Annotated in this window: 18 protein-coding genes; 10 read left to right on the forward strand and 8 right to left on the reverse strand. The window is 61.6% G+C overall.

The genetic code is table 11. The features are described 5' to 3' along the window. Nucleotides 1-55: 55 nt before the first annotated feature. From bioD to bioB, 5 genes are read right to left on the reverse strand one after another with little or no spacing between them, the layout of a single operon-like run. On the reverse strand, nt 56-736 hold the full coding sequence (gene bioD / locus PSCI_RS06560; RefSeq protein ID WP_045484402.1) for a dethiobiotin synthase: 681 nt from the start codon (nt 734-736) through the stop codon (nt 56-58). Next, entirely contained in the window at nt 733-1,542 is an 810-nt protein-coding gene (gene bioC, locus PSCI_RS06565; protein WP_045484405.1) for a malonyl-ACP O-methyltransferase BioC, read from the reverse strand. Before bioC ends, bioD begins: the two co-directional genes overlap by 4 nt. Further along, nucleotides 1,535-2,266: an alpha/beta fold hydrolase gene (locus PSCI_RS06570; RefSeq protein ID WP_045484409.1), complete on the reverse strand. Its 732-nt coding sequence runs from the start codon at nt 2,264-2,266 to the stop codon at nt 1,535-1,537. Before PSCI_RS06570 ends, bioC begins: the two co-directional genes overlap by 8 nt. Then, nucleotides 2,259-3,449 (reverse strand): 8-amino-7-oxononanoate synthase, encoded by a 1,191-nt coding sequence (gene bioF / locus PSCI_RS06575; RefSeq protein WP_045484412.1) that lies wholly within the window; start codon nt 3,447-3,449, stop codon nt 2,259-2,261. Before bioF ends, PSCI_RS06570 begins: the two co-directional genes overlap by 8 nt. 5 nt (nt 3,450-3,454) lie before the next feature. Beyond that, nucleotides 3,455-4,513: a biotin synthase BioB gene (gene bioB, locus PSCI_RS06580; protein ID WP_045484415.1), complete on the reverse strand. Its 1,059-nt coding sequence runs from the start codon at nt 4,511-4,513 to the stop codon at nt 3,455-3,457. A 100-nt stretch (nt 4,514-4,613) separates the two neighbouring features. On the opposite strand from bioB, the gene PSCI_RS06585 reads away from it, so the two are divergent. From PSCI_RS06585 to PSCI_RS06610, 6 genes are all read left to right on the forward strand, one after another. Beyond that, nucleotides 4,614-5,360 (forward strand): ComF family protein, encoded by a 747-nt coding sequence (locus PSCI_RS06585; protein WP_045484418.1) that lies wholly within the window; start codon nt 4,614-4,616, stop codon nt 5,358-5,360. Nucleotides 5,361-5,650: 290 nt separating this feature from the next. After that, nucleotides 5,651-6,415, forward strand: coding sequence for a TOBE domain-containing protein (locus tag PSCI_RS06590; RefSeq protein WP_045484421.1), 765 nt, complete (start codon nt 5,651-5,653; stop codon nt 6,413-6,415). Between the two features lie 82 nt (nt 6,416-6,497). Continuing rightward, on the forward strand, nt 6,498-8,399 hold the full coding sequence (locus PSCI_RS06595) for a PhoX family protein (protein ID WP_045493922.1): 1,902 nt from the start codon (nt 6,498-6,500) through the stop codon (nt 8,397-8,399). Nucleotides 8,400-8,566: 167 nt separating this feature from the next. Further along, complete coding sequence (locus PSCI_RS06600) at nt 8,567-9,541, forward strand: serine/threonine protein kinase (protein ID WP_045484424.1); 975 nt, start codon at nt 8,567-8,569, stop codon at nt 9,539-9,541. A gap of 56 nt (nt 9,542-9,597) precedes the next feature. Further along, nucleotides 9,598-10,485 (forward strand): EamA family transporter RarD, encoded by an 888-nt coding sequence (gene rarD, locus PSCI_RS06605; protein WP_045484427.1) that lies wholly within the window; start codon nt 9,598-9,600, stop codon nt 10,483-10,485. 327 nt (nt 10,486-10,812) lie between these two features. Beyond that, nucleotides 10,813-11,076, forward strand: a complete 264-nt coding sequence (locus tag PSCI_RS06610; protein ID WP_045484430.1) for a bacteriocin immunity protein — start codon at nt 10,813-10,815, stop codon at nt 11,074-11,076. 13 nt (nt 11,077-11,089) lie between these two features. Here the strand turns inward: PSCI_RS06610 and PSCI_RS06615 are convergent, their stop codons facing one another. Both PSCI_RS06615 and PSCI_RS06620 read right to left on the reverse strand, forming a co-directional pair. Then, nucleotides 11,090-12,151, reverse strand: a complete 1,062-nt coding sequence (locus PSCI_RS06615; RefSeq protein WP_045484433.1) for an RNA-guided endonuclease InsQ/TnpB family protein — start codon at nt 12,149-12,151, stop codon at nt 11,090-11,092. A 182-nt stretch (nt 12,152-12,333) separates the two neighbouring features. After that, nucleotides 12,334-12,852, reverse strand: a complete 519-nt coding sequence (locus PSCI_RS06620) for a glycine cleavage system protein R (RefSeq protein WP_045484436.1) — start codon at nt 12,850-12,852, stop codon at nt 12,334-12,336. Nucleotides 12,853-13,092: 240 nt separating this feature from the next. On the opposite strand from PSCI_RS06620, the gene PSCI_RS06625 reads away from it, so the two are divergent. Next, nucleotides 13,093-15,267 carry a malate synthase G gene (locus PSCI_RS06625; protein ID WP_045484438.1) on the forward strand — a complete coding sequence of 725 codons (2,175 nt, stop codon included), beginning with the start codon at nt 13,093-13,095 and terminating at the stop codon, nt 15,265-15,267. A 178-nt stretch (nt 15,268-15,445) separates the two neighbouring features. Here the strand turns inward: PSCI_RS06625 and PSCI_RS06630 are convergent, their stop codons facing one another. Beyond that, nucleotides 15,446-15,892: a response regulator gene (locus PSCI_RS06630; protein ID WP_045484440.1), complete on the reverse strand. Its 447-nt coding sequence runs from the start codon at nt 15,890-15,892 to the stop codon at nt 15,446-15,448. A 161-nt stretch (nt 15,893-16,053) separates the two neighbouring features. Here PSCI_RS06630 and PSCI_RS06635 point away from each other — a divergent pair, with 161 nt between their 5' ends. The 3 genes from PSCI_RS06635 (at nt 16,054) to PSCI_RS06645 (ending at nt 19,440) form a co-directional block, all read left to right on the forward strand. Then, entirely contained in the window at nt 16,054-17,988 is a 1,935-nt protein-coding gene (locus PSCI_RS06635) for a putative nucleotidyltransferase substrate binding domain-containing protein (protein ID WP_045484442.1), read from the forward strand. After that, the gene (locus tag PSCI_RS06640) at nt 17,985-18,698 is read left to right on the forward strand and encodes a 3'-5' exonuclease (protein WP_045484444.1); all 714 of its coding nucleotides are present in this window, start codon (nt 17,985-17,987) and stop codon (nt 18,696-18,698) included. The genes PSCI_RS06635 and PSCI_RS06640 overlap by 4 nt, the downstream gene beginning before the upstream one ends. Before the next feature lie 112 nt (nt 18,699-18,810). Then, the gene (locus PSCI_RS06645) at nt 18,811-19,440 is read left to right on the forward strand and encodes a glutathione S-transferase family protein (RefSeq protein WP_045484446.1); all 630 of its coding nucleotides are present in this window, start codon (nt 18,811-18,813) and stop codon (nt 19,438-19,440) included. Nucleotides 19,441-19,442 lie beyond the last annotated feature (2 nt).

Raw genomic sequence — 19,442 nt, forward strand, 5'->3', positions numbered from 1 at the left:
GCAATAGGCTCAATCTTGAGCAAAAGCAAAAGTCCTTCTAGATCAGGCAGATGCTTTACCCAAGGCGATCCAGGTGTAAATATCTGGCAACATTTTCGCTGTTCGCCTGCTCCAGACGCGGCACCTGGCCGAGACAGGGCGCCGGTAATTGTTCGCTCAAGGTCTGCAGATTTTCATGCAGACGCGAGGTGCCCGGATCGACAATGTTTGCCACCCAACCGGCCAATGGCAGGCCGTCGCGCAGGATCGCTTCGGCGCTTAGCACGGCATGGTTGATGCAGCCCAGGCGCACGCCCACCACCAGAATCACCGGCAGCTTCAAGGCCATCGCCAGATCGGACAAATATTCGCGGTCATTGAGCGGCACCCGCCAGCCGCCAGCGCCTTCGATCAAGGTGAAGTCGGCCTGGCGCGCGAGCAAGCGTTGCATGGCAGGCAATAGACTGGCCAGCTCAAGCTGCACCCCTGCTTCCCTCGCGGCCAGATGCGGGGCGATGGCCGGTTCCAGGGCCAATGGGTTGACCTCGGCGTAGTCCAGCGGCAGCGAGCATTCGCCAAGCAACGCCAAGGCATCGCTGTTGCGCAGGCCATCGGCGGTGCGCGTGCAACCGGACGCCACCGGCTTGCCGGCCACGGTACTCAACCCGGCGTGCCGCGCCGCACGCAGCAAACCGGCCGCCACGGTGGTCTTGCCGACATCGGTGTCGGTGCCAGCAATGAAAAAAGCTGAACTCATGGCTGGTTTTCCAGAACCGCGTAAAGCACCTGATAGGTGGCCGGTAGCCCCTGTGGCTGGCGAAACGCTTCGTAGGCCTGCAGCAAACCTTGCATCCGTTGCCGCCCGGTCAGCCCGGTCGGCCGGCCCGGATTGAGGTTGTGGGCACCCAGCGCTTTCAACTCATGGGTCAGGCTGCGTACATCCGGGTAGTGCAGCACATGGGGCAGCACTTCCAGGCTGCGAATACGCAAGCCGCTGGCGTCACACAAGCGCTGGTAGTCGTGCTGCTCACGAAAGCGATTGACGTGCACCTGACCGTCCACTTGCTGCCAACTGCTGCGCAGCTCATGCAGAGTGCCGACGCACAGGCTGGAGAATGCAAACACCCCACCGGGCCGCAATACCCGCCGCGCCTCGCTCAATACCGCAGCGAAGTTGCCGCACCACTGTACGGCCAGGCTGGAGAACAGCAAATCGAAACGGCCACCGTGCAACGGCAGATTTTCCGCATCGCCGGCGACAAAATGTGCAGCGCCGCCCTGGGGCTGTGCGTGGCGCAGCATGCCTTGGGCAATATCCAGCGCCATGCCCTGCGCAGCCGGGAAGCGCTGCGCCAATGCGCGGCTGAAGTACCCGGTGCCGCAGCCCAGGTCCAGCCACTGCGCAGGCGTCAGTGCCTGAGGAATCCCCCTCAACAGGTGTTGCCCGACCGCTCGTTGCAAGTCGGCCACACTGTCGTAACTGCCCGCCGCTTTGGAGAATGATGCGGCGACCTGTTGTTTGTCTGGCAGGCCGAGCCCACGCACGGCACAAAGATCAGTCATCATCGGACTCATGTAAAAAGGCCCGGATTGCCGCCGCCACTCCATGGGGGTTTTCCAGAATAAATGCATGGCTGGCCTGTTCAATCACGCCAACCTCCACATCTGGCAACAAGGCCAATAGATCGCTTGCCGCTTCAGCGGGCACAAACGCATCGTTACCGGCAAACAGGTGTAATTGCGGGCCACGATAGCTCTGCAACGCTTCACGGGTATCGAGCCGCTCCAGCAGCCTGAGGCCATCGAGCAACGCTTGCTTCGAGGCATTGGGCGCCGCGGCCTTGAGCTGCCGCGACAGGCCGCGCGGGTCGGCGCTGCCCTGGCTGCACAACAGGCTGAAGCGGCGCAGGGTCACGTCGGGGTCGTGTTCACAACCGCTGAGAAACGCCGCAAAGTCAGCCGGCGTCATCGCATGCGGCCAGGCGCCGTGCGGCACAAAGCAGGCGTTGCTGGCCAGGGTCAGCAAACCGCAACAACGCTCGCCACGCCGCGCCGCCAGCTCGGCGGCGAGCATGCCGCCCAGCGACCAGCCGCCCAGCCACACATCGTCAGGCAGGCCATCGTCCAGTTCATCGAGCCACGCCGATAAATCCGCGTTGCCCGTTTGCGGCAACGGCTCGACCTCGACTTTCAGGTGCTCATCCGGGCCGCGCAAGGCGGCAGCCAGCGGCTCCAGCGGCGAGACACCCAAGCCCCAACCGGGCAACAACACCAGACGATCACGCATGAGCCTGCTCCATCGTTTCATCCACACCCAGCAGTGGCCAGCACTGCGCCAGTGCTTGCAACAATAGCTGCACCTGCTCGGATGTGTGGGCTGCGCTCAGAGTGACCCGCAAACGGGCACTGCCGGCCGGCACGGTGGGCGGGCGGATCGCAGTCACCAGCAGGCCCCGCTCGCGCAACATCTGCGACAGGCGCAAGGCCCGTCCGGCATCGCCAATCACAATCGGCTGGATCGGTGTAAAACTGTCCATCAGGGTCAGGCCGATTTGCTCGGCACCCTGACGGAACTGCGCGATCAGGGCATTGAGGTGCTCGCGCCGCCAGTGTTCACTGCGCAGCAGTTGCAGGCTCTTGAGCGTGGCACAGGCCAGCGCCGGCGGCTGACTGGTGGTGTAGATGTATGGCCGGGCAAACTGAATCAGCGTCTCGATCAGCTCTTCACTGCCCGCAACAAACGCCCCACTGGTGCCAAACGCCTTGCCCAGCGTACCGATCAGCACCGGTACATCGTCGATCCCCAGACCAAAGTGCTCGACACAACCTCCGCCATTGGCCCCCAGCGGGCCAAAGCCATGGGCATCGTCAACCATCAGCCAGGCGCCGCGAGCTTTAGCGGTACGCGCCAGGGCCGGCAGGTCGGCAATGTCGCCGTCCATGCTGAACACCCCGTCGCTGACCACCAGGCGGTCACCCACGGCCTTGTCCAGACGCGCCGCGAGACTTTGTGCGTCGTTGTGCAAGTAACGGCTGAACCGCGCACCGCTGAGCAGCCCGGCATCGAGCAAGGACGCATGATTAAGGCGGTCTTCCAGCACACTGTCGCCCTGCCCCACCAAGGCGGTGACCGTCCCCAGATTGGCCATGTAGCCATTGGAGAACAGCAAGGCGCGCGGGCGCCCGGTGAACTCGGCCAGAGCCTCTTCCAGCTCGTGATGCGGGCTGCTGTGACCGATCACCAGATGCGAAGCCCCGCCGCCGACACCCCAGCGCTCGGCACCGGCTTGCCAGGCAGCGACCACCTCTGGATGGCTGGCCAACCCGAGGTAGTCATTGTTGCAAAAGGTCAGCAGCGCCTGGCCGTCGACGACCGCCAGCGGCCCTTGCGGGCTTTGCAGCAGCGGGCGCTGACGATACAACTGCGCGGCGCGCCGCTCCGCCAGGCGGACACTTAGGTCAAAGCCCATATCGGTCAGGCCGAGACGGCGTTGTAGAACATCGAACTGCTCTTTTGCTCCACCAGTGCCTGCTCGATGGCGGCCTGATGCACTTCGTCGGCATGCTCCTCACGCTCTTCGGGCTTGATGCCCAGGCGGGCGAACAACTGCATGTCGCGGTCAGCCTGCGGGTTGCCGGTGGTCAGCAGTTTCTCGCCGTAGAAGATCGAGTTGGCGCCGGCAAAGAACGCCAGTGCCTGCATCTGCTCGTTCATTGCTTCGCGGCCCGCCGACAGGCGCACGTGGGATTTGGGCATCAGGATGCGCGCCACGGCCAGCATGCGGATGAAGTCGAACGGATCGACGTCTTCAGCGTTTTCCAGCGGTGTGCCGGCAACCTTGACCAGCATGTTGATCGGCACCGACTCCGGATGCTCGGGCAGGTTGGCCAACTGGATCAGCAGGCCGGCCCGGTCGTCCAGCGACTCGCCCATGCCCAGAATGCCACCAGAACAGATTTTCATGCCCGCGTCGCGCACATAGGCCAGGGTCTGCAGGCGCTCGCTGTAGGTGCGGGTGGTGATGATGCTGCCGTAGAACTCCGGCGAGGTGTCGAGGTTGTGGTTGTAGTAGTCAAGGCCCGCATCGGCCAGGGCTTCAGTCTGTTCACGGTCGAGCTTGCCCAGCGTCATGCAGGTTTCCAGGCCCATGGCCTTTACGCCTTTGACCATTTCCAGCACGTAGGGCATGTCTTTGGCTGACGGATGTTTCCAGGCCGCGCCCATACAGAAACGGGTCGAGCCAATCGCCTTGGCCCGTGCCGCTTCCTCAAGCACCTTCTGCACTTCAAGCAGCTTCTGCTTGTCGAGGCCGGTGTTGTAGTGGCCGGACTGCGGGCAGTACTTGCAGTCTTCAGGGCACGCGCCGGTCTTGATCGACAGCAGGGTCGAGACCTGAACCCGATTGGCATCGAAGTGCGCACGGTGCACGGTCTGCGCCTGAAACAGCAAGTCATTGAATGGCTGTACGAACAGCGCCTTGACCTCGGCTAAAGTCCAGTCGTGACGCAGGGTAGCTGTAGTGCTGGCGCTCATCGGCGGCTCCTTTTATTGAACGGACTCTGCGCCCGGGCGAAAGACCACAGACACGACACGGTTGTCCGGCGAGATTTTTCGGAATGATTAGGGAACGGCCATGCCATGTCAACCACACAAAGAAACACAGGTTTACATCTGGTTAAATTTCACTCAATTCTGTTTGTTATGCGATGAGCCCAGCGATACATCGCTGGCCATCTGTGTGGCTTGCGAAGCCGAGCTGCCCTGGCTGGGCGATCATTGCCTGTGTTGCGCGCTGCCGCTGACAGGATCAGGCTACGGGGCTGGCGAATGTTGCGCGCAGTGCGATCAACGGCCACCGGCGTTCAGCCAGGTCATCACGGCCTGGACCTACGAGTTTGTCGTCGACCGACTGATCACCCGCTTCAAGCATCGCCAGCAGTGGCCATTGGGCAAGCTGTTGGCAGAGTTACAAGGCCAATACCTGCAACATCGCTTCGACGAAGGCCTGCCAAGACCCGATGCGTTACTGCCGGTGCCCCTGGCCAGGCAGCGCTTGCGCCAGCGCGGTTTCAATCAGTCGGCGATGCTGGCCAACTGGCTGGGTGAACAGTTGCAACTGCCCGTGCAAGCGCGGCAATTGCTGCGCACCCGCGATACGCCCTCACAACAAGGCCTGAGTGCCAAAGCGCGCAAACAGAATCTGCAAGGTGCCTTCAGCCTGACCGACAGTCACTGGGTACAGGGTAAGCACCTGGCGCTGGTCGATGACGTGCTGACCACCGGCACCACAGCCCATAGCCTCGCGCAACTGCTGACCGGCGCCGGGGCGCGGCGGGTGGATGTGTATTGCCTGGCCAGAACACCCGCGCCCGAGGACTGAACACTAGGGGCTGTTGCCGTTTCATCACAGCCGCGCCGAGGTCTGTTTTGTCGGCTTGCACAATCTTCATTCAGTTGGAGACGGGGCGACAAAACAGCCACGGCCCTACGGGTTGCGCCCCAAATCGCGTCATGCTTCGTCGGAGGACTTGAAAAGGGAGTGACCATTTCCTGCGTCCTCCGCCTCGCCTGACACGATTTGGAGCTGCAACGCAATCTGCACTGAAACGGCAACAGCCCATAGGTTTTGGCATAGACTCTGGCAATCTCTGCTTTGCTGGTCGTCTGGTCATGCCGCTATCGTCTTCCCTGAGCCAATACATGGTGCGTCGCCCGCAGCGCCTCGCGCTGTTGCAGCACATTGCCGAGCAAGGCTCGATCACCCGCGCAGCCAAGAGTGCCGGGCTGAGCTACAAAGCCACCTGGGATGCGATCGATGAGCTGAACAATCTTGCGCAAAAACCGCTGGTCGAGCGCAGCGTCGGCGGCCGCGGCGGTGGTGGTGCCAGGTTGTCGGTCGAAGGCGCACGTATCCTGCGTCTTTATCAGCGCCTGCAAGCCCTGCAGGCTCAGGTGCTGGAGGCTGCCGAACAGGACAGCGACCTGCAATTGCTCAGCCGTCTGACCCTGCACACCAGCGCCCGCAACCAGTTGCTCGGTAGCATCCAGAACATTACCCGGCAAGGCATCAATGATGTTGTGCGCCTGACCCTGGCCGGTGGTGAATGCATCGACGCGCAAATTACCCATGACAGCACCCAGCGCCTGGCGCTGGAAAACGGCAGCGAAGTGATGGCCCTGATCAAGGCCGGCTGGCTCGAACTGCTGGCCCCTGAGCAGACGCCTGAAACGGGCTACAACAGTTTGCGGGGCCAGTTGCAAAGCATTCTCGATGCGCCCGACGGTCCCAGCGAAGTGCGGATCGCCCTGGCCAATGGTCAGACGCTCTGTGCCCTGGCTGCGCCGCAGCGGCTTGCGGCACTGGGGTTGACCCAAGGCAGCGCAGTGCAGGCCCGGTTTTTGCCCTCACAAGTGCTGTTGGGCACCGTGGTGTGAAGCATCCGGGCGTCATACCGCCGACATAATTTAGTAATACTGAATACTTAATGTTACGGCCACATTCGTGGGAGCCGTGATGATGAAATTATTAGAAGAAAACCAGTCTACCGACCTCGAAAAAATGGTCGGCCTCACCCGCCGCAGTTTTATCGGTGCAGGCACCCTGGCCGGTGCCGCGCTGTTTCTCGGCGGCGACCTGCTCAGCCGCAGCGCCCTGGCCATCGGGGTCAGCGAAGCCAACAGCAAACTGCTGGGGTTCGACAGCATCAAGGCCAGTGTCGATGACAGCATCAGCCTGCCGCCTGGCTACCGCTCGTCGGTGCTGATCAGTTGGGGCCAGCCGCTGCACAAGGACGGCCCGGCCTTTGACCCCAGTGGCAAGGGCACCGCCGAAGCGCAGGAGTTGCAGTTCGGCGACAACAACGACGGCATGAGCCTGTTCCCGATGACCGGCCAGCCTGACCGCGCGCTGCTGGCGATCAACAACGAATACACCAACTACCGCTACCTCTTTGAGCACGGCAAGAACCCGGAGTCTGCCGAAGAAGTGCGCAAGGCACTGGCCAGCGAAGGCGTTTCGGTCATCGAGATCAAACGCAGTAACGGTCAGTGGCAGTTCGTTCAGGGCTCGTCGTATAACCGACGCATCCACGGCAACAGCCCGATCACCCTCAGCGGCCCGGCGGCCGGCCACGACTGGCTGAAAACCAGCGCCGACGCCAGCGGTCGCCACGTGCTGGGCACCTTCCAGAACTGCGCCAACGGCAAGACCCCATGGGGCACCTACCTGACCTGCGAAGAGAACTTCACCGACTGCTTCGGCAGCAGCGATGCCCAGCAGAAGTTCGATGCCGGCCTCAAACGCTACGGTGTAGTGGCCGCCAGCAAGGACATCAACTGGCATCAGCACGATCCGCGTTTCGACGTGGCCAAGAACCCCAACGAGGTCAATCGCCACGGCTGGGTGGTGGAAATCGACCCGTTCGATCCCAAGTCTACGCCGGTCAAACGCACAGCCCTGGGCCGCTTCAAGCACGAGAACGCCGCCCTGGCGCAGACCAAAGGCGGCCGCGCCGTGGTCTACATGGGCGACGACGAGCGTGGTGAGTTCATCTACAAGTTCATCAGCCGCGACAAGATCAACCACGACGATCCGCAGGCCAACCGCACCCTGCTCGACCACGGCACCTTGTATGTCGCGCAGTTCGATGACGGCGACAACAACCCGGATCATCCGAAAGGCAAAGGCCGCTGGGTCGAACTGACGCATGGCAAGAACGGCCTGGACGCCGCCGCCGGTTTCAACAGCCAGGCCGAGGTACTGATCCATGCGCGGCTGGCCGCCAGCGTGGTCAAAGCCACCCGCATGGACCGCCCGGAGTGGATCGTGGTCAGCCCCAAGGACGGCCAGGTGTATTGCACCCTGACCAACAACGCCAAGCGCGGCGAGGACGGCCAGCCGGTCGGCGGGCCAAACCCGCGAGCCAAGAACCAATACGGGCAAATCCTGCGCTGGCGCGAAAACGCCGATAACGCCTCGGCGATGGCGTTCGACTGGGACCTGTTTGTGGTGGCTGGCAACCCCACGGTCCATGCCGGCACGCCGCAAGGCGGATCGAGCAATGTCACGCCGCAGAACATGTTCAACAGCCCCGACGGGCTGAGCTTCGACGCGGCGGGCCGGTTGTGGATTCAGACCGACGGCGACAGCAGCAACAAAGGTGATTTTGCCGGCATGGGCAATAACCAGATGCTCTGCGCCGACCCGGTCAGCGGCGAGATCCGCCGCTTCATGGTCGGGCCGATCGGCTGTGAAGTCACCGGCATCAGCTTTACGCCGGACTACAAAACCATGTTCGTGGGCATCCAGCACCCTGGCGAAAACGGCGGTTCGACCTTCCCAGAGCACCTACCCAACGGCAAGCCGCGCTCTTCGGTGATGGTCATCACCCGTGACGATGGCGGTGTGATCGGCGCCTGAGGCATCGCCCAACGTGCAGGAGCGGCTTCAGCCGCGAATAGCCCCACGCCAGGCGAAAGATGTATTGCCCGGGCGGCAACTTTCGCGGCTAAAGCCGCTCCTACCGGGCCGTTGTCTGCGTTACCATCAGCGGTCTACGCAGCTGTTCGTTGCGCATAGGAGTCCGCATGTCCCATCCTTTCGCAGCACTCACCCCTGATCTGGTTCTCGACGCAGTCGAGAGCATCGGTTTTCTCAGCGACGCCCGGGTACTGGCCCTCAACAGTTACGAGAACCGCGTCTATCAGGTCGGTATCGAAGACCAGCAGCCGCTGATTGCCAAGTTCTACCGCCCAGGGCGCTGGAGCGACGAGGCGATTCTCGAAGAACACCGTTTCACTGCAGAACTCGAAGCCGTCGAGGTTCCGGTGGTCGCACCGTTGACGCATGACGGCCAGACCCTGTTCAAGCATGGCGACTTTCGCTTCACCCTGTTCCCGCGCCGTGGCGGTCGCGCCCCGGAGCCGGGCAACCTCGATCATCTGTACCGGCTGGGGCAGTTGCTCGGCCGCTTGCATGCGGTAGGCACCGCGCGTGATTTCGAACACCGTGAAACCCTCGCTGTGCAGAACTTCGGCCGCGACTCGCTGGACTACCTGCTCAATAACAATTGCATCCCCCGCGACCTGCTGCCCGCTTACGAGTCCGTCGCCCGTGACCTGCTCAAACGCATCGAAGACGCCTACGCCGCAACGTCCCACAGCAACATCCGCATGCACGGCGACTGCCACCCCGGCAACATGATGTGCCGCGACGAGATCTTTCATATCGTCGACCTGGATGACTGCCGCATGGGCCCGGCGGTGCAGGACATCTGGATGATGCTGGCCGGCGACCGCCAGGACTGCCTGGGGCAACTGTCGGAGCTGATCGACGGCTACGGCGAGTTCCACGACTTCGACCCGCGCCAACTCGCCTTGATCGAACCGCTGCGCGCCCTGCGCCTGATGCACTACAGCGCCTGGCTGGCACGCCGCTGGGACGACCCGGCGTTTCCACGCAGCTTTCCCTGGTTCGGCAGCGAACGGTACTGGGGCGATCACATTCTGGCCCTGCGCGAACAGCTCTCGGCGTTGCGTGAAGAGCCGCTGAAGCTGTTTTGACGTCACTGTTTTATCGCCAGGCTCTCCCTCACAACAGGGCAGCACCAAGGACCATCATGCAAACTGCCAACCTGCGTCGCGGCTACATTCTGGGTCTGACGGCCTATACCATCTGGGGTCTGTTCCCGCTGTACTTCAAAATCGTCCAGTCGGTTCCGGCCCTGGAAATCATCATTCACCGGGCACTGTGGTCGGCGCTGTTCGGCTCGCTGCTGTTGATGGTCTGGAAACACCCCGGCTGGTTCCGCGAGCTGCGCGACAACCCGCAGCGCCTGGCAGTGCTGGCCTTCAGCGGCACGTTGATCGCCAGCAACTGGCTGATCTACGTCTGGGCGGTGAACAACGGTCGTATGCTTGAAGCCAGCCTGGGCTACTACATCAACCCGCTGGTCAACGTGCTGCTGGGGCTGTTGCTGCTCGGTGAGCGCCTACGCCGCCTGCAATGGCTGGCCGTCGGCCTGGCCGCGACCGGTGTCGCGCAACAGGTCTGGCAGGTCGGCAGCTTACCGTGGATCTCCCTGAGCCTGGCACTGACCTTCGGCTTTTACGGCCTGATCCGCAAGAAAGCCCCGGTCGCGGCGCTGCCCGGCCTGGTGGTGGAAACCTGGATGCTGGTACCGTTGGCCCTGGGCTGGCTGTTGCTGCACCCCGACGCCAGCAGCCTGCAACCGCCGATCATCGACAGTTCGATGATCTGGTGGCTGGCCGCCGCAGGTCCCGTGACACTGGTGCCGCTGGTGTGCTTCAACGCCGCCGCGCGCCACCTGCCGTTTGCCACCCTGGGCTTTCTGCAATACATCGGCCCGACCCTGGTCATGCTGCTGGCGGTGCTGGTGTATGGCGAGCATCTGGCCACCAGCACATTGGTAACCTTCGCATTTATCTGGGCCGGGCTGGCGATCTACAGCGTCGATGCCTGGCTCAGCTTGCGCAAACGCCGCTGATCAAAAAACGAACAACTCTTTGCAGACCTTGAATCACAAGGCCTGCAAAGGGTTACCCCAACCTTATCCACAGCCTCGCTCAATGTAATTGTGCACAAGCCTTTGAAATTGCCGGTTTTTTAACCAAAGTTCGGCAAGCCTTGCCACACAAGGCCCGGCGCCGGGAACCCCCAGGTTATCCACAGGCACATGCAAGAAAAAGCTGAATAACCCTCCTTCTCCTCCTGCTTCATTTCGAAAGCGTTTTCTAACGGATGTCTCTCTTATCCGTATAAAGACAGCCATCACCACGCTCAAATTATCTGATTTAATTTTTAGCGAGACAAAATGAAAACATTTGAGAAATTTGAAGACTACACCGAAGCAGAGTTTCTAGAGTTTGTCACAAAGATTTGCATGGCCGATGTCAAATCGGAACGAGAGCACATTCAACTCGTAAAACACTTTGAAAAAATCACAGAGCACCCTCAAGGAAACGGTGTGATTTTCTATCCAGATCCTGAGATTGAAGACAGTCCGCAAGGCATTACTGATTTTATAAAGCGCTGGAGAGAAGCTAACGGCAAACCCGGTTTCAAGCGCTCGCATTGACATCCTCCCCGCCCTAAAGGGCGGGGATTCCCACAACTGGACGCTCATGCCCGAGCGCGAGAATGTTCTTTGCGGCGTTGACGTCGCGGTCGTGGGTGGCACCACACCCACAACAAGTCCATTCCCTTATTCCAAGCCCTGCGATACCTCTCGGCCTCGAGTCCGGCAATTGCTTGCAGCTCGAACAGGTTTGGGTGGTGTTTCTTTCGCTGACAACCTTGAAAACCGTGCCTGCGTGATCGCATTTGTATTCCAGCATGGTTTTCAATTGGCCCCAGCCGGCGTCCAGCACCGACTTGGCCATCCTGGTTTTCGCGAGTTTCAGTGAGCTCACATCGCCCACCACAATGACGCCACAACGCGCTACCAGCGCGTTGCTGAACTTATGCAGGCAATCCTTGCGGCGGTTCGCAATTTTGGCGTGAATCGCCCGCACACGGGCCGTCTTGCCGGCCCGCTGGGCCGTGCCCAGGGCGCTCTCCAGATCCCGGTAGAACCTGCCGCTTTCAAGGCGATCACCGTCGCTGCAGGTGGCCGTGGTTTTCAGTCCGAGGTCGATACCCACCGCGTCCTGGCCTGGCGATAACTGCCGGTCGACCTCGACCACGACGTTGAAATACCAGCGTCCACGGCTGTCCTCGTTGAAGCTACCGGATCTGAATTTAAAGCCCGCCAGGCCGTAGCTGTCCCAGACCTTGAAGTGCTGTCTGTTGAAGACGACCTGGCCGTTTTTCCAGACAGCCGCGCCGACCTTGAAGGGCACCCAGCCCAGACTGCGCCGGGCGCCGCCCGAGCAGCGCCAGCGTAGCTGGCGCTTTTTGAACTGCTTGCGCCGTGTGACATATTCGTCGGCAACAGCCTGCACCGATTGGCTGTGCAGTCCCAGGTCTTTGCCGGCCCCGTTGGTGTACTTGTGAATGTCGAACGCCGACAGAAAACGACCATGCTCACGAATCGAGCGACAGCTCAACTCGTTCACGTAGTTCCACACAAAATTCACAGCGCGAGAAGCTTCACGCAGCTGCGCTGCGTGCTTGTCTCGCACTCGAACCTTGAGGGTTCTGGTCGCGTTCATTTCAGTCATGAAACACAGAATAGGGGCGATTTTTGGGATCTTAACCCCTATGACCGCTTCGCGGTTCCGCTTTCATCCCCCACCTGAAGGAAGGGGCTTTTCGCACCAGCTTGGTAAATATCAAACTCCAGCCTCGACGTTGAGTCGAGGCCGGCCCCAAATAACTACCTTCAATAACCGCCTCACTCCTCCTCGCGTAACACCAGCTCCACCATCAGATCATCCGCCAGGGTCTCCAGCTTCGCCTGCAGTTCATCCAGGCTCAGGCTCAGCGGCACGCCCAATACCGCGTCGGCGCGAAATAGCCATTCGCCGCTCATCGGTGCGGTATGCACGTCAGTCACCAGTTTTTCGACGTTGACGCCTTGCCCGGCCAGCAGGCGGGTAATGTCGCGCACGATTCCCGGCCGGTCGTTGCCGACCAGCGACATCTGGATCGGTTTGCAGCTACCAGCCGGTTCTACAATGCTTTCTGCCAGCAGCACACGGATGTCGTAGGCGGCCAGTTGATGCAGGGCGGTGATCAGTTCGTCGTGCTGCTCAGGCGGCACACCGACTCGCAGGATGCCGGCAAACTGCCCGGCCAGCCGTGACATGCGGCTCTCCAGCCAGTTGCCACCGTGCTCGGCGATGCAGTGGGCGATGCGTTCAACCTGCCCCGGTTGGTCAGGGGCAACCACGGTAATGACCAGATGATCCACAGGCGAGTCCTCATTCAAGCGATGGTCAAGCCAGTATAGGCAAGCCTTGCAGTTCGACCTTGGGGGCGAGCATTCGTGACCAGAAAGAAAAATCCAGTCGCTTGGTGACGTATTTAGTCGCATGTTCACCCGGCAAATGATCATGTAGTATTCGCCAGCGCGCACTACATAAACCGTCCCCCATCATCAATGTGCTCGTCAAAGGGGCGCAATACCGCTGAGCAAAGTGAGGCAAGTGCAATGACTGAATACGTTCAAGTCGGCGACCTGCAGGTCGCCAAGGTACTGTTCGACTTCGTGCAGAACGAAGCAGTCCCCGGAACCGGCGTCGATACTGCGGCGTTCTGGAGTGGGGCGGATGCACTGATTCACGAGCTGGCACCGAAAAACCGCGCACTGCTGGTCAAGCGCGACGAGCTGCAGGCCCGGATCGATGCCTGGCACCGGCAACAGGCCGGCCAGGCGCACGACGCGGCCGCCTACAAGGCCTTTCTGGGCGATATCGGTTACCTGCTGCCGGAGCCGGCAACGGTGCAAATAAGCACCAGCAACGTCGACGAGGAAATCGCCAGCATGGCCGGCCCGCAACTGGTGGTGCCGGTGATGAACGCCCGCTTTGCGCTCAACGCCGCCAACGCCCGCTGGGGTTCGTTGTATGACGCGCTGTACGGCACCGACGCCATCAGCGAAGAAGGCGGCGCCGAACGCGGCAAGGGCTACAACAAGGTACGCGGCGACAAGGTCATCGCCTTTGCCCGCGCGCTGCTGGATCAGGCCACACCACTGGCCAATGGCTCCCATGTCGATTCCACCGCCTACGGCCTGATCGACGGCAAGCTGGTGGTGACGCTGCAAGACGGCAGCCAGACCTTGCTCAGCGAGCCCACCCAACTGATCGGTTTTCAGGGCGAGGCCAGCGCGCCGATTGCCATCCTGCTCAAGCACAACGGCCTGCACCTGGAACTGCAGATCGACGCCAGCAGCCCGATCGGCCAGACCGACGCCGCCGGGGTCAAAGACATCCTGATGGAAGCGGCGCTGACCACCATCATGGACTGCGAAGACTCCATCGCCGCCGTGGACGCCGACGACAAGACCCTGGTCTATCGCAACTGGCTGGGCCTGATGAAAGGCGACCTGGCCGAAACGGTCACCAAGGGCGGCGAAAGCTTCACCCGCACCATGAACCCCGACCGCGTCTACAGCACGCCGGACGGCGGCGAAATCACCCTGCATGGTCGTTCGTTGCTGTTCATCCGTAACGTCGGTCACCTGATGACCATCGATGCGATCCTCGACAAGCACGGCAACGAAGTGCCGGAAGGCATTCTCGACGGCCTGATCACCAGCCTGATCGCCATCCACAACCTCAAAGGCGACACCACACGGGCCAACAGCCGCAGCGGCTCGGTGTACATCGTCAAACCGAAGATGCACGGCCCCGAAGAGGCGGCGTTCACCAATGAGCTGTTCGGCCGCATCGAGCAGGTACTGGGCCTGGCACGCAACACCCTGAAAGTCGGGATCATGGACGAGGAGCGGCGCACCACGCTGAACCTCAAGGCCTGCATCCAGGCGGCCAGCGAGCGGGTGGTGTTCATCAACACCGGCTTCCTCGACCGCACCGGCGACGAGATCCACACCTCCATGGAAGCCGGCCCGATGGTGCGCAAGGCGCAGATGAAGGCCGAGAAATGGATCGGTGCCTATGAGAACTCCAACGTCGATATCGGCCTGCGCTGCGGCCTGCCAGGCCGGGCCCAGATCGGCAAGGGCATGTGGGCCATGCCTGATCTGATGGCGGCGATGCTCGAACAAAAAATTGCCCACCCGCTGGCCGGCGCCAACACCGCCTGGGTGCCCTCACCGACCGCTGCGGTACTGCATGCCCTGCACTACCACAAGGTCGATGTGTTCGCCCGCCAGGGCGAGCTGGCCAAGCGCGAGCAAGCGTCGGTCGATGACATCCTGAGCATTCCACTGGCCAGCGATACCGGCTGGTCGGCCGATGAGCTGCGCAATGAACTGGACAACAACGCCCAGGGCATTCTCGGTTACGTGGTGCGCTGGATCGATCAGGGCGTGGGCTGCTCCAAGGTGCCGGATATCAACGACGTGGGCCTGATGGAAGACCGCGCCACCCTGCGTATTTCCAGCCAGCACATTGCCAACTGGCTGCACCACGGTGTGGTCAGCCGCGAGCAGGTGCTGGAAAGCCTTGAGCGCATGGCCGTTGTCGTGGACCGGCAGAACGCCAATGACCCGCTGTACCGCCCGCTGGCGCCAGACTTCGCCAGCAACATTGCGTTCCAGGCGGCGCTGGAGCTGGTTCTTGAAGGCACCCAACAGCCTAACGGCTACACCGAGCCGGTGCTGCACCGTCGGCGCCGGGAGTTCAAGGCCAGCCAGAAGTAACCGCTCTCTGTAGGAGCGACCTTGGTCTGGGCGCATTGCGACGAAGAGGCCGGGACAGCCACAGCAGATGCTGCGGCGTTACCGGCCTCTTCACGAGCAAGCTCGTTCCCACATTATTTCAAGTCACAACCGAAGTGGGAGCGGCCGGGCGGCGATCCGTCGAGGTCGCTCCTGCTAGTCAAGCGATCCCCAATTCCCGCTTCACCACCTTCACCAACTGCTTGGTATTGAGCGGTTTCAACAGGAAATCGACCACGCTCAGGTGCATGGCGTCGATGGCGTCGCGCACGCTGGCATCGCCCGAGACGATGATGATCGGCAGTTCGGCACGTGCCGAGTCGCGCACTTTGCGGATCAGCTCCAGGCCGTCGCAAGGCGCCATGCGCAGGTCGGTGATCAACAGGCCGATCGATTCGCGGCTCTGCAACAGCTGCAAAGCGCTGCTGCTGCCCGCCGCCGTCAGGCAACTGATGTCATTGAGGTTGAGAATCTCAGCCAAGACTTCGCGCGCATCGGTGTCGTCATCGACGATCAGGACACGTTGCGGCACATCACACTGAGGCGCAGACATCACTTCGTTGAGTGCGTCGCGCTCTTCGTCGCTGAGAATATCGTGATCGGACATGGAAATCTCATCATTGCCTGGGCTTATCCTGCCAGCCGTTCATAACTATCCTGTGACGCCTTGCAGGCGCCGGGGTCTGGTCCTTAAGACTTACGTCCAATGGGCACTGGACGCCAAGCGACCGACCATGGTCATGAATAACAAAAAAAGCGGTGCACGTCATGAGTAAAGCAGATGCCTTCACCGAAGCAGGAAAAACCGCCGTGTTGCAGAACATTCACGGCACCATGCAGTTCCTGCAGCGGTTCCCGCCGTTCAACCAGATGGAAAGCGCGCACCTGGCGTATCTGGTCGAACAGTGCCAGTTGCGTTTTTATGGCGCTGGAGAAAGCATCATCAAGCCTGCCGACGGCCCGGTTGAGCACTTTTATATCGTCAAGCAAGGCCAGGTGGTCGGTGAGCGCCCACATTCGGCCCGGCGCGGAACCGAGACCACCTTCGAGATCACCAGCGGCGAGTGCTTCCCGCTCGCTGCGCTGTTGGGCGAACGCGCCACCCGTACCGAACACCTGGCCGCCGAAGACACCTTTTGTCTGCAACTGAACAAGCAGGCGTTCATCAAGCTGTTCTCATTGTCGACCTGCTTTCGCGACTTCGCCTTGCGCGGCGTCAGCAGTCTACTCGATCAGGTCAATCAGCAAGTCCAGCAACGCGCCGCAGAAACCCTCGGCACTCAATACTCGCTCAATACCCGGCTGGGCGAACTGGCCATGCGCCACCCGGTCATGTGTGCCCCGGACATGCCCATGCGCGAAGCGGTGAAGCTGATGCATGACCAACAGGTCGGCAGCATCGTGATCGTCGATGAACGGCAGGCACCGCTGGGCATCTTCACCCTGCGTGATCTACGTGAAGCGGTGGCTGACGTAAATGCCGACTTCAGCGAAGGCATCAGCCAGTTCATGAGCCCCTCGCCGTTTTACCTGAGCCCGGATGCCAGCGCCTTCGATGCGGCCATTGCCATGACCGGCCGACATATTGCCCATGTCTGCCTGGTACGCGACGGGCGACTGTGCGGGGTGGTTTCAGAGCGCGACCTGTTCTCGCTGCAACGGGTCGACCTGGTCCATCTGGCGCGCACCATCCGTAACGCGCCACGTATCGAAGCGCTGGTGCATCTGCGTGGCGATATCGTGCAACTGGTCGAGCGGATGCTGGCCCACGGGGCTTCATCCACGCAGATTACCCAGATCATTACCCTGCTCAACGATCACACCGTGTGTCGGGTCATCGAACTGACCCTGGAAGAAAAAGGCGACCCCGGCATACCGTTCAGCTGGTTGTGCTTCGGCAGTGAGGGCCGTCGCGAGCAGACCCTGCACACCGATCAGGACAACGGCATTCTGTTTGAAGCCAGCGATGCCAAACAGGCGGCTGAAATCCGTGCCCTGCTGCTGCCGATCGCTGAACGTATCAACCAGAGCCTGGCCCTGTGCGGTTTCAGCCTCTGTAAAGGCAACATCATGGCCGGCAACCCCGACCTGTGCCTGTCACGCAGCGAATGGGCGCGGCGCTTCTCGGCGTTTATCCGCGAAGCCACCCCGGAAAACCTGCTGGCGTCGAGTATCTACTTCGACCTGCGGGTGGTGTGGGGCGAAGAAAGCGGCGGCGAGTACCTGCGCCGCAGCATTCTCGATCAGGTCGCCGATAACCGACTGTTCCAGCGCATGCTGGCCGAAAACGCCCTGCGCCATCGTCCGCCGGTCGGGCGCTTCAAGGACTTCGTGCTGGCCCGCAAGGGCAGCGACAAAGACACCCTGGACCTCAAGACCGAAGGCCTGACACCGTTCGTCGACGGCGCCCGCCTGCTGGCGCTGGTCAACAATATTGAAGCCATCAATACCCTGGAGCGCCTGCGTCAACTGGTCGAGCGTGAGGTCATCGACCCGCTCGATGGCGCTGCCTACGAAGAGGCCTACCACTTCATCCAGCAGACCCGCATGCAACAGCATCAGTTGCAGAGCCGGCAGAATCTGCCGTACTCCAACCGCATCGATCCCGACACCCTCAACCATCTGGACCGGCGCATCCTGCGTGAGTCCTTCCGTCAGGCTCAACGCCTGCAATCGAGCCTGAGCCTGCGCTATCAACTATGAACCTGTTCCAATGGCTACGCCCCGTCGTCAAGAAAACGCCTCTGGATGAACACCAGAAACAGCGCCTGGCCGCACTGCCGGGCGGTGCAGTGCTCGATGAGCGGCCGCTGCGCCAGCAGCGCTGGGTGGTGCTGGACCTGGAAACCAGCGGGCTGAACATGAACCGCGATCAGGTGCTGTCAATCGGGGCGGTGGTCATCGAGGACGGCGCCATCGATCTGGGTCAGCTATTCGAATGCACGATTCAACGCGTGGATCACAAGCTCAGCCCCGCCGTGCTGATCCACGGTCTGGCGCCCAGCGCGATTGCCGCTGGCAGCGAACCGGTCGCAGCGCTGCTGGATTTCATGGAGTTTGTTGGCGACAGCCCGGTGTTGGCGTTCCACGCGCCATTCGACCAGCACATGCTGGCCCGGGCCCTGAAGGAAAGCCTCGACTACCGCCTGCAGCATACCTTTTTCGACGTTGCCGAGATTGCCCCGATGCTCTGCGAACAGGCCAACCTGCGCAAGGCCGGCCTGGACGACTGGACCCGCCACTTCGGCCTGCATGCCGAAGAGCGTCACCATGCCAGCGCCGATGCCCTGGTCACCGCAGAACTGGCGCTGATCCTGTTCAGCCACGCCCGCCGCCAGGGCATCGACAGCCCGGCCCGCCTGGAGCAAAGCCTGAGCCAGTGGCGCAGGCGCATGCAAACGCATTCCTTTTAGGGGCTGTTGCCGTTTCATCACAACCGCTGAAACGGCAACAACCCCTAGCCAACAATTGCAGAGCCACGAGGCGCTGACTAGTCTATGACTCTGTCGCCATCGAGGATCATTCATGTCAGCACCTACCATGACCCTGTACACCAACCCGGCATCGCCGTTTGCCCGCAAGGTGGTCATCCTGCTTCATGAAACCGGTCAGCTCGACAAGGTTCAATTGCAGTCTACGGTCCTGACTCCGGTAAGCCCCTCTGCCGAGCTTAACCATGACAACCCGGCGGGCAAGATTCCGGCGCTGCGTCTGGCCGACGGCAATGTGATCCATGACAGCCGGGTGATCCTCGACTACCTGGACCACCAGCACACCGGCACGCCATTGATTGCCCGTGACGGCCCGGCGCGCTGGCGGCGCCTGTCCCTGGCCTCGCTGGCCGATGCGCTGCTTGATGCGGCCCTGCTGATCCGCTACGAAACCGCGCTGCGCCCCAAGGAGCTGCACTGGCCGGTATGGCTGGACAACCAGCAGAGCAAGATCGAACGCACCCTGACCTACTTCGAACAGGAGGCGCTGACCGAACTGGGCGCCACTTTCGACATTGCCTCGATCAGTGTCGCGGCGGCACTGGGTTACCTGGATTTCCGCCAGCCCGATCTGAACTGGCGTAACAGCTACCCGCGCCTGGCCAACTGGTATTTTGACGTCAGCCAGCGGCCTTCGATGCAGGCCACCCAGCCTTCGGCCTGAGC

Source organism: Pseudomonas sp. StFLB209 (genome assembly GCF_000829415.1).
Lineage (GTDB): Bacteria > Pseudomonadota > Gammaproteobacteria > Pseudomonadales > Pseudomonadaceae > Aquipseudomonas.

Coding starts and splice junctions, on each gene's coding strand:
- rarD (WP_045484427.1), top strand. CDS start 9,598: ATGCAAACTGCCAACCTGCGTCGCGGCTACATTCTGGGTCTGACGGCC.
- PSCI_RS06595 (WP_045493922.1), top strand. CDS start 6,498: ATGAAATTATTAGAAGAAAACCAGTCTACCGACCTCGAAAAAATGGTC.
- PSCI_RS06600 (WP_045484424.1), top strand. CDS start 8,567: ATGTCCCATCCTTTCGCAGCACTCACCCCTGATCTGGTTCTCGACGCA.
- bioD (WP_045484402.1), bottom strand. CDS start 736: ATGAGTTCAGCTTTTTTCATTGCTGGCACCGACACCGATGTCGGCAAG.
- bioF (WP_045484412.1), bottom strand. CDS start 3,449: ATGGGCTTTGACCTAAGTGTCCGCCTGGCGGAGCGGCGCGCCGCGCAG.
- PSCI_RS06625 (WP_045484438.1), top strand. CDS start 13,093: ATGACTGAATACGTTCAAGTCGGCGACCTGCAGGTCGCCAAGGTACTG.
- PSCI_RS06570 (WP_045484409.1), bottom strand. CDS start 2,266: ATGCGTGATCGTCTGGTGTTGTTGCCCGGTTGGGGCTTGGGTGTCTCG.
- PSCI_RS06585 (WP_045484418.1), top strand. CDS start 4,614: ATGCCATGTCAACCACACAAAGAAACACAGGTTTACATCTGGTTAAAT.
- bioC (WP_045484405.1), bottom strand. CDS start 1,542: ATGACTGATCTTTGTGCCGTGCGTGGGCTCGGCCTGCCAGACAAACAA.
- PSCI_RS06610 (WP_045484430.1), top strand. CDS start 10,813: ATGAAAACATTTGAGAAATTTGAAGACTACACCGAAGCAGAGTTTCTA.
- bioB (WP_045484415.1), bottom strand. CDS start 4,513: ATGAGCGCCAGCACTACAGCTACCCTGCGTCACGACTGGACTTTAGCC.
- PSCI_RS06635 (WP_045484442.1), top strand. CDS start 16,054: ATGAGTAAAGCAGATGCCTTCACCGAAGCAGGAAAAACCGCCGTGTTG.
- PSCI_RS06630 (WP_045484440.1), bottom strand. CDS start 15,892: ATGTCCGATCACGATATTCTCAGCGACGAAGAGCGCGACGCACTCAAC.
- PSCI_RS06615 (WP_045484433.1), bottom strand. CDS start 12,151: ATGAACGCGACCAGAACCCTCAAGGTTCGAGTGCGAGACAAGCACGCA.
- PSCI_RS06590 (WP_045484421.1), top strand. CDS start 5,651: ATGCCGCTATCGTCTTCCCTGAGCCAATACATGGTGCGTCGCCCGCAG.
- PSCI_RS06645 (WP_045484446.1), top strand. CDS start 18,811: ATGTCAGCACCTACCATGACCCTGTACACCAACCCGGCATCGCCGTTT.
- PSCI_RS06640 (WP_045484444.1), top strand. CDS start 17,985: ATGAACCTGTTCCAATGGCTACGCCCCGTCGTCAAGAAAACGCCTCTG.